9 protein-coding genes are annotated in these 8529 nt (G+C 65.8%); all 9 read left to right on the plus strand.

The window, feature by feature from the left end:
* Positions 1-1052: acyl-CoA dehydrogenase family protein (locus WAW17_RS15265; RefSeq protein WP_422333793.1), on the plus strand; the 1052-nt coding region annotated here is incomplete at its 5' end.
* On the plus strand, positions 1049-2029 hold the full coding sequence (locus WAW17_RS15270) for a phosphotransferase family protein (protein WP_422333794.1): 981 nt from the start codon (positions 1049-1051) through the stop codon (positions 2027-2029). The genes WAW17_RS15265 and WAW17_RS15270, both read left to right, overlap by 4 nt.
* Before the next feature lie 26 nt (positions 2030-2055).
* Entirely contained in the window at positions 2056-3261 is a 1206-nt protein-coding gene (locus WAW17_RS15275) for an acyl-CoA dehydrogenase family protein (protein ID WP_422333795.1), read from the plus strand.
* The gene (locus WAW17_RS15280; RefSeq protein WP_422333796.1) at positions 3258-4016 is read left to right on the plus strand and encodes an SDR family NAD(P)-dependent oxidoreductase; all 759 of its coding nucleotides are present in this window, start codon (positions 3258-3260) and stop codon (positions 4014-4016) included. The genes WAW17_RS15275 and WAW17_RS15280 overlap by 4 nt, the downstream gene beginning before the upstream one ends.
* A 2-nt stretch (positions 4017-4018) precedes the next feature.
* On the plus strand, positions 4019-4807 hold the full coding sequence (locus WAW17_RS15285) for an SDR family NAD(P)-dependent oxidoreductase (protein ID WP_422333797.1): 789 nt from the start codon (positions 4019-4021) through the stop codon (positions 4805-4807).
* Entirely contained in the window at positions 4804-5904 is a 1101-nt protein-coding gene (locus WAW17_RS15290; RefSeq protein ID WP_422333798.1) for an NAD(P)-dependent alcohol dehydrogenase, read from the plus strand. Before WAW17_RS15285 ends, WAW17_RS15290 begins: the two co-directional genes overlap by 4 nt.
* Before the next feature lie 2 nt (positions 5905-5906).
* Positions 5907-7421, plus strand: coding sequence for a class I adenylate-forming enzyme family protein (locus WAW17_RS15295; protein WP_422333799.1), 1515 nt, complete (start codon positions 5907-5909; stop codon positions 7419-7421).
* 39 nt (positions 7422-7460) lie between these two features.
* Positions 7461-8087, plus strand: coding sequence for a TetR/AcrR family transcriptional regulator (locus tag WAW17_RS15300; protein ID WP_422333800.1), 627 nt, complete (start codon positions 7461-7463; stop codon positions 8085-8087).
* Positions 8088-8162: 75 nt separating this feature from the next.
* On the plus strand, positions 8163-8489 hold the full coding sequence (locus tag WAW17_RS15305) for an EthD family reductase (protein ID WP_422333801.1): 327 nt from the start codon (positions 8163-8165) through the stop codon (positions 8487-8489).
* The last annotated feature ends 40 nt before the right edge of the window (positions 8490-8529 follow it).

The raw sequence follows: 8529 nt of genomic DNA on the forward strand, positions 1-8529 counted from the left end.
AGGAAACCGACCGTATCCGGGCGTACGAGCAGGTCAAGTTCGACGCCGGATGGGGTGCACTGACGTGGCCGGTGGAGGACGGCGGCCGCGACCTGCCGACGTCGTATGCCCTGGCGTTCCGGCGTGAGGAGGATACGTTCGATGTTCCGCGCCGCACCGAAATGTTCTCCGTCACCCAGCAACTCGTAGCTCCTACCGTCGCTCAATGGGGCACTACGGAGCAACGTGACCGATACGTCCGCGCGATGTTGCGCACCGACGTGATCGCCTGCCAACTCTTCTCCGAGACGGAAGCGGGCTCCGATCTGGCGGCGGTGCGTACCAAAGCGACACGTACCGAGGATGGTTGGGTACTGTCCGGACACAAGGTCTGGACCTCGGGCGCACGTGTCGCCGACGTCGGTGTCGCCGTGTGCCGCACCGACCCCGACACTTCCAAGCACGCCGGCCTCACAGTGTTTCTCGTACCGATGAATGCACCCGGGGTCACCGTGCGACCCATCCGGCAGATCACGGGCGGAGCCTCGTTCAACGAGGTGTACCTCGACGACGTCGTCGTCGGCGACGCTCAGCGACTGGGTCCGGTCGGAGACGGCTGGAAGGTGGCACTCACCGTGCTCGCGGCGGAGCGACTCGACTCTGGCGCTCTCGGTCTCGCGAATGCCGACCGAGCGGTGGAACTCGCGCGAAACATGAAGCGCCCGTTGACGGAACTCGAGAGCGATTCCGTAGCGGACCTCGTCACGCGTAGTTTCGTGCAGCGGCTCACCGGGATGCGCGTGGCGGCTGCGCTGGTCGCCGGGGCGGATGCAGGACCGGAAGCGTCCATGGGCAAACTGCTCGCGACGAGCACGATGGCCCGGACGTCGGAGGTCGCGCGAATGCTGCTGGGCAGCGACCTCACCGTGGACTCGGGTGTCTGGGGCACGTGGGCCTGGACCGATCAGGTGCTCGGCGCACCGGGCTACCGCATCGCGGGCGGTACCGACGAGATTCAGCACAACATCATCGCCGAGCGCGTGCTGGGCATGCCCAGGGAGCAGCGACCATGACCACCACCGAACTGAACACCGCGTCGGACGCGCTCGTCGCGCGGATCTCCGAACAGCTCGCGGCCGATGCCCACGGTCTGTCCGTCACCGGCGTGGTGCCCATCGTGGGCGGACACTCCGGCCTGACCTACCGGGTCACCACCGACGGACCGTCATTCGTGGTGAAGGCCGTGCCCGAGGGGCAGCGCTCGATCGGCCGCCACGACATGATGCGGCAGGCGCGGATCCTGCGTGCGCTCGGTCCCACCGATGTCCCGGTCCCCGGGGTAGTCGTCGTAGACGACACCGAACCCGCCTGGTTTGCAATGGAACTCGTGGAAGGTGAGTCGCTAGAGCCTGTGCTCGACGATCCCGCTGTGGAGCCGACGCTCGCGGCCGAGCGCATGCTGCGCGCGTCCGAGATGCTGCGCGGGCTTCATGCCGTGCCGCTCGACGCCATCCCGTTCGACGGGACGGTACTGACACCGGCGGACGAGTTGGAGCGATGGGCGCGCACCATGCACGCGGTACCGCCCGAACTGGTCCAAGGTGCAGCGGAGCTGGAAAAGATTCTGGCACAGAATATTCCGCAGGGAATGACACCGACACTGGTGCACGGTGACTACCGGCTCGGAAACATCATCGCCGCCGGCACGGAACTTGCCGCGCTCATCGACTGGGAGATCTGGAGTGTCGGCGACCCCCGAGTGGAACTCGGCTGGTTCCTCGTCTTCGCCGACGGCACCAACTTTCCGGGCGTCGGCCGCGTGGTCGAAGGCCTGCCGAGCGCGGACGAACTCTGCGCGGCGTACGTCGGTGACGGGGAGTCACTCACCGAACTCGCGTGGTTCAACGCCCTCGGCCGCTTCAAGATGGCCGCGATCATGGGCCACAACCTTCGGCGCCACCGCGAAGGCCGACATCACGACCCTGACCAGGAGAGGTTGCCGGAGACCATTCGGAGCCTCGTTCGAGGCGCAATGCAGTTGCTCGGCTGAGCCGGGTCACGAGGAGAGGACGACAAGTGGACTTCGCGTACTCACAGCGCACCCAGGAGCTGCTCGACAAGCTCCAGGTGTTCATGGACGAACATGTCTATCCGGCAGAGTCGGTGTACGACGCCCAGATCGCGGCGAACGAGAACCCGCATGAGCAGCCGCAGGTCATGCGCGACTTGCAGGCCGAGGCGCGGGAGCAGGGGCTGTGGAACCTGTTCATGACCCACGGCGACCGCGGCGCCGGTCTGACCAACCTCGAGTATGCCCCGCTCGCCGAACTGGTGGGACGTTCCATCATCGGCAACGAGGCGATCAACTGCTCGGCGCCCGACACCGGCAACATGGAAATCCTGGCACTGTACGGCACCGAATTGCAGCAGAAGCAGTGGCTCCAGCCGCTTCTCGACTGTGAGATCCGCTCCGCGTTCGCGATGACCGAACCGTGGGTCGCGAGCTCGGACGCACGGAACATCACCTCGACCATTCGCCGTGACGGTGACGAGTACGTGATCAACGGCCGGAAGTGGTACGCGTCCGGTGTTCTCGACCCCGACTGCCGCCTCATTATCTTCATGGGCAAGTCCGATCCGGACGGCCCCACTTACCGTCAGCAGAGCATGATCCTCGTTCCGATGGACACCCCGGGCGTCGAGGTGCTCCGCGACCTGCCGATGTTCGGGTACAAGGACCGCCTCGGTCACGGCGAGGTCCAGTTCACCGATGTCCGCGTGCCGGTTGAGAACATCCTCGGCAAGGAGGGCGACGGCTTCGCGATTGCGCAGGGGCGACTGGGACCCGGCCGCATGCACTACGCCATGAGAGCGATCGGATTCGCCGAACGGGCATTGGGTCTCATGTGCGAGCGAGCGCTGGCCCGGGAGGCATTCGGTGGGCCGCTCGCCGATCGCGGTGTCGTCCGGGAATGGATCGCCCGCAGCAGGATCGAGATCGATCAGATCAGGCTTCTGGTGTTGAAGTCGTCCTGGCTGATGGATACGAAGGGCAACGCATCGGCGCGGTCGGAGGTGGCCGCGATCAAAGTGGCGGCCATGGAGACCGCCCACCAGGTGGTGAATCGCGCTGTACAGACCTTCGGTGCGGCGGGCGTCAGTGACGACACCGTCCTGGCACGTTTGTTCGCGATCACTCGCGCGTTGCAGATCGCCGACGGCCCCAACGAGGTCCACCTGCGGACCGTCGCCCGGATCGAATTGGAGGCGCACAAGAAATGACGACAGAGGAACTGGCCGGCAAGGTCGCGCTCGTCACCGGTGCAACGCGTGGACTGGGACTGGCCATCGCGCGTGGGCTGGCCGAGGCCGGCGCCACGGTGGTTGTTTCCAGTCGAAAGGCGGACGCGTGTGAGGTGGTGGCTGCCGAACTCGCCGCCACCACGGGCGCGAAGGTGCTGGGACTTCCCCTGCACATCGGCCGATGGGACGACATCGAACCGGCCGTCGAGCGGATCTACGACACGTTCGGCCGCCTCGACATCGTGGTCAACAATGCCGGTATCGCACCGCTCGCACCGACGCTGGAGAGTGTCGGGCAGTCGCTCTTCGACAAGACCATCGAGGTCAACCTCAAGGGACCGTTCCGGCTGATGGCGGTGGCCGGCGCCCGAATGGCTGCCGCGGGCGGTGGATCGATCATCAACATCTCGAGCATCGGCGCGGTACGGCCGAGTCCTCCGGAGGCGGTCTATGCGGCGTCCAAGAGCGGACTCAACGCCTTGACCATGGCATTCGCTCAGGAGTACGCGCCAACGGTGCGGGTGAACTGCATCATGCCGGGCGCTTTCGCCACCGATATGGCCGAGAACTGGGATGACGAGTTCATCGGCAAGGTGGTCGATCGGCTGCCTGCGGGCCGGCTCGGCCGGCCCGAGGAGATCGCGGGCCTGGTGGTGCACCTCGCGAGCGACCGCGCCTCGTACACGACGGGCTCCACCTTCACGGTGGACGGCGGCCGGACGGCGGTGTACTGACCGTGACCGATATCGCGACGGACGCGGCCGCCCGGGTCCCGGCCCTGTTCGATCTGAGCGGACGTTCGGCCATCGTCACCGGGGCTTCGTCGGGACTGGGCGAAGGATTCGCCCGAACCCTCGCCGCCGCCGGCGCCACCGTGCACGCCGCGGCTCGCAGGGCGGACCGGCTCACGGCGCTCGCCGAGGAAGTTGCCAACATCCGCCCGGTGACCTGTGACGTCACGGATCCCGACAGCCGTCGCGCGCTCGTCGAGAAGGTCCTGGCGGACAGCGGTGGCGTCGACATCCTCGTCAACAACGCGGGCAAGCCCGGACCCCCGAATGCAGAAGACGAGTCGATCGCCGATTTCTCCTCGATCCTCGACCTCAATCTGGCATCCGGGTTCCACCTCTCGACGGCGGTGGTGCTGGCGAATCCCGCTGGGCGTGCACTCTCGATCATCAACGTGTCTTCGGTGATCGGCCTCGTGTCGACCGCACCCATCGGAGGCGCGGGATACGCCGCGTCGAAGTCTGCGATCCTGGGTCTCACCCGTGAACTCGCAGGCCAGTGGGGACGCCGCGGGGTACGCGTCAATTCCCTCGTCCCCGGATGGTTCGATACGGAGATGACCGACGGGCTGTTCAGCAACGAACGGTCCGCGACGTGGGTGCGTCGCAACACGATGCTCAATCGGGGCGGACGTCAGGGTGAGGTCGACGGTGCGCTTCTGTTCCTGGCCTCGGACGCCTCGACGTACGTCACCGGTCAGGCCGTCGTCGTCGACGGTGGCTGGACCGCACGATGACCATGGAAACCATGCGGGCCGTGCGACTCGAAGCCTGGGGCGCAGGTCCGGTCCTGCGTGAGGTTCCCGTCCCGACGCCCGGGCACGGCGAAGTCCTGTTGCGGGTGGACGCCGCGGGCTTGTGCCACTCGGATCTGTCCGTGATGAATGCCGCACCGGGCCGGCTGAACTACCGTCTGCCGATGACCCTCGGTCACGAGATCGCAGGCACGGTCATTCGACTCGGTGAGGGAGTCGAATCCGACTGGCTGGGGAAACAAGTTCTGGTGCACGGTGTCTGGTCGTGCCGAACCTGCCGCAACTGTCACCGGGGGCGTCAGAACTACTGCCTCTCGTTCGCGGGAACCGAGGCCGGTTCGGCGCCCATAGGAGCGGGCCTCGGCTACGACGGCGGCCTCGCCGACTTCGTGCTGGTGCCGTCTACCGAGTATCTGGTTCCGGCGGACGGCGTGGACCCCCAACTCCTGGCGCCACTCGCCGACGCCGGCCTCACCACGTTTCACGCGATCGCCTCGCACCGTGACATCGTCGACGACGACGGCACCGTGCTCGTACTGGGAATCGGTGGGCTGGGCCACCTGGCGGTACAGATCCTGCGCGACTTCGGTTGTGGTCGCATCGTGGCGGTCGATCCGCGCCCCGAGGCCCGGGACCTGGCCCGCGGGCTGGGCGCTCATGTCGTGGCAGCAGATCTGGCAGACGTCGCAGTTGATCTCGCTTCCTCCGGTGGTGTCGACCTCGTCCTGGATTTCGTGGGTGCGCAGAGTACGGTCGAACCGGCGCTGCAGTCTCTCGCGCCCGGTGGCCGGCTCGCGGTGGTCGGATCCGCCGGTGGATGTATCCAGGTAGGCAAGTCCGAGGGCCTGGCGATGGGCTGGCAGGTGAACGCCCCTTTCTGGGGGAACTACGAAAACCTTCGCGAGGTCGTGGATCTCGCCCGCAGCGGCCGGATGTCGTCGCACGTCGAGGTATTCGGACTCGATGACGTGGTGGAGGTCTACGAGCGCCTCGCACGCGGTGACATCACCGGCCGCGCGGTCATCGTCCCGGACTCGACTGCGTCGTTGCGGTCCGATCCCATCATCGAAAGGAGTTAGTGATGCAGGAACTGGCAGCAGAACTGGTGCGGCGGGCCGAGGAGAACCCCGACGACGTCGCCGTCGTCGATGCGGAAGGGCGCCACACGGTCGCGGAGATCGTGGCCGCGGCGCGCGAACTTGCGGGCATTCTCGAGGAGAGGCTCGGTGGCTCACCGACGGTGCTGGTTCAGGCGGACAACTCCTGGCGGACCCTCACGGCGGCCGTCGCGGTCGGACTTCGCGGCGGTCTGATCTCGGTCTTCAGTCGTCACGCGCCTTCCTCCGAATTCGAATTCGCGGTGGCCGATCTCAGACCCGATGCGGTGGTCGCCGCAGACGACTCTCTCGAGCAGTGGGGTGTGGGCACCGAAGCGTTCCCCGGACGCGCCCAGGCTCTCCGAGGGTGGACCGTAGCCGTCGGTGGCGGCCCGGTCAGTGACGTGGCGCGGTGGAAGGGGGGCTCGGTCGTCGCGATGACGTCGGGGTCGACCGGTCGGCCCAAGTGCGTGGTCCAGTCGGAGGCCGCCCTCATCTATGCGGGCCGGAGCACGATAGACATCGTGGGCCTCCAGCCCGGCGATCCCGTGGCCGGTCTCGTTCCACTGTCCTCGGTCGCCGCCTTCTGCTTCGGGATGTATCTACCGGCGTTGAACGGGTCTCCGGCGGTCCTGCTCGATCGTTGGTCGCCGCAGGTGGCTGTCGAGCTGATGAAGGAACACCGCGTGGCGTGGACCATGCTCGTTCCGACGATGGCACTGCAGCTGTCGAGGCAACCTGGCGCGGAGGGTGCGCTGAACGCCACGCGTGCCATGACCGTCGGTGGCGGACCGATGGATGCAGGCGCCCTCGAGCGGGCGGAAGTCCTCCTGGGAACAAGAATCCTTCGAGTGTTCGGCATGTCGGAATGTCTCGGTCACACGACACCGCGCATCGACGAAACTCCGGAGATACGCCTCGGCCGGGACGGCAGGCCCTTCCCCGGGACGATAGTTCGTGCAGTCGAGTCGGATGGACGAGTGTGCGCCACCGGCAAGGTGGGTCTTGCCCAGGTCAAGGGCCCCTCTCTGTTCGTCGGGTACGCCCGTGACGGCGTCCCGGTGCCGCCGGATCTGACCGAAGACGGGTTCTTGCCTACGGGCGATCTCGTCGAGGTCTTCGACGACGGCACGATCCGCGTTGCGGGCAGGCAGAAGCAGCTCGTTATCCGCGGCGGTCGCAACATCGATATCAACGAGGTCGAGTCGGCCATCGCACGGATGCCCAGCATCGCTCAGGTGTGCGTCGTGCCGGTCCCGGACGAGCTGCTGGGTGAACGGGTGGCGGCGCTGATCGTCGCGCTGGACTCCGAACCCTCGCTCCCGGACGTCACCGCATTTCTGCAGGATATCGGTCTGTCGAAGTCGAAGTGGCCGGAGTACGTCTACTGTGTGCCGGACCTTCCGCAGAATCGGGTGGGTAAATTGTCGCGCCAGGATGCAGTCAGGCTAGCGACGGAGCTTGCTAAAAATGACCTGAGTTCATCTCGAGTCGGGTAAAATATGAAATCCGGCAAGCGACATGGTGGGGGAACAGCAATGCTCACGCACGAGGTGACAAACCGCGACGGCCCGCGGTCCAAACGCAAGATGATTCTCGACGCGGCGATCGAGAATTTCGGTGAGGTCGGCTTCGAGCACACCAAGTGGGCCACGATCTCCAGCCGGGTCGGTATCGGTCAGACCGCGCTTTACCACTATTTCGAGTCCAAGTCGCATTGCCTGCTCACGATCATGCGCATGGAGCTCGATACCTCGCTGGAGGCGTTCAGAAACGCCACCGCGGACGCGCCCGATGCCGAGACCGCCCTTCGGGCTGCGGTGGCGAGTGCATATCAGAATGTGTCGGCCCAGGACGCGCTTCAGCGAAGGATTCTGCAGAACCACATGGTGATGCTGACCTCGCCTCGCCATTCCGAAAAGGAAGAAATCGAACGCCGACTGTCCCGTGAACTCGTGCGCGAAATCGAGGACGGGTGGTCCGCAGTGGTACAGCGGGGTATCGACGAGGGAAGTTTCGTCAAATCCGATCCCCGAGTCACGGCCGGCCTACTCCTTGCTCTCGTCGTGAGTGTCTGGCGTTGGTACCGCCCGGATGGGGGCTTGTCGCTGTCCGAGATCACGGATGTCGTGACGGACGCCTGCTTGCGCATCGTTCGCGCCTGAACCAGCCCTGGGACAAGCCCTTCGGGGGAGTCTGGTCGGCCGTCGAAATTGAACAGAATTCATGTCAGGAGAGAAATGTACAACCTCATTGTGATGGCGGCCCGTCCGAACGACTGGACCCACGAACAATTCATCGACTGGTGGCGTGGCGAGCATGCGGAGGTCACCAGGCCACTTCCGGGGCTGCGTCGCTGGTTACACACCGAGATCCTCGACACCGTGGACGAGAAGTCGAAGGGCTGGGACGGCGTCTCGATTTTGAGCTTCGACTCGCGCGAGGCGCTCGACGCCGCGTTGGCCAGCGACGAATGGAAGGCAGCCGTCTCGCAGGTCGGCAACATGCGCGGCCGTCGGATGATCCTGCTCGGAGATGAGGCGACGATGGTGCCGGCATCGGTTTAGCGGCGGCACAACCTGGCCGAAGCGGGTGGAGAAAACGGTG

It is taken from the genome of Rhodococcus sp. (in: high G+C Gram-positive bacteria) (genome assembly GCF_049286785.1).
Taxonomy (GTDB): domain Bacteria; phylum Actinomycetota; class Actinomycetes; order Mycobacteriales; family Mycobacteriaceae; genus Rhodococcus_F.

Excerpts from the sequence above, each read along its gene's own strand:
- WAW17_RS15290 (WP_422333798.1), top strand. The coding sequence starts at position 4,804 with ATGACCATGGAAACCATGCGGGCCGTGCGACTCGAAGCCTGGGGCGCA.
- WAW17_RS15305 (WP_422333801.1), top strand. The coding sequence starts at position 8,163 with ATGTACAACCTCATTGTGATGGCGGCCCGTCCGAACGACTGGACCCAC.
- WAW17_RS15300 (WP_422333800.1), top strand. The coding sequence starts at position 7,461 with ATGCTCACGCACGAGGTGACAAACCGCGACGGCCCGCGGTCCAAACGC.
- WAW17_RS15280 (WP_422333796.1), top strand. The coding sequence starts at position 3,258 with ATGACGACAGAGGAACTGGCCGGCAAGGTCGCGCTCGTCACCGGTGCA.
- WAW17_RS15295 (WP_422333799.1), top strand. The coding sequence starts at position 5,907 with ATGCAGGAACTGGCAGCAGAACTGGTGCGGCGGGCCGAGGAGAACCCC.
- WAW17_RS15270 (WP_422333794.1), top strand. The coding sequence starts at position 1,049 with ATGACCACCACCGAACTGAACACCGCGTCGGACGCGCTCGTCGCGCGG.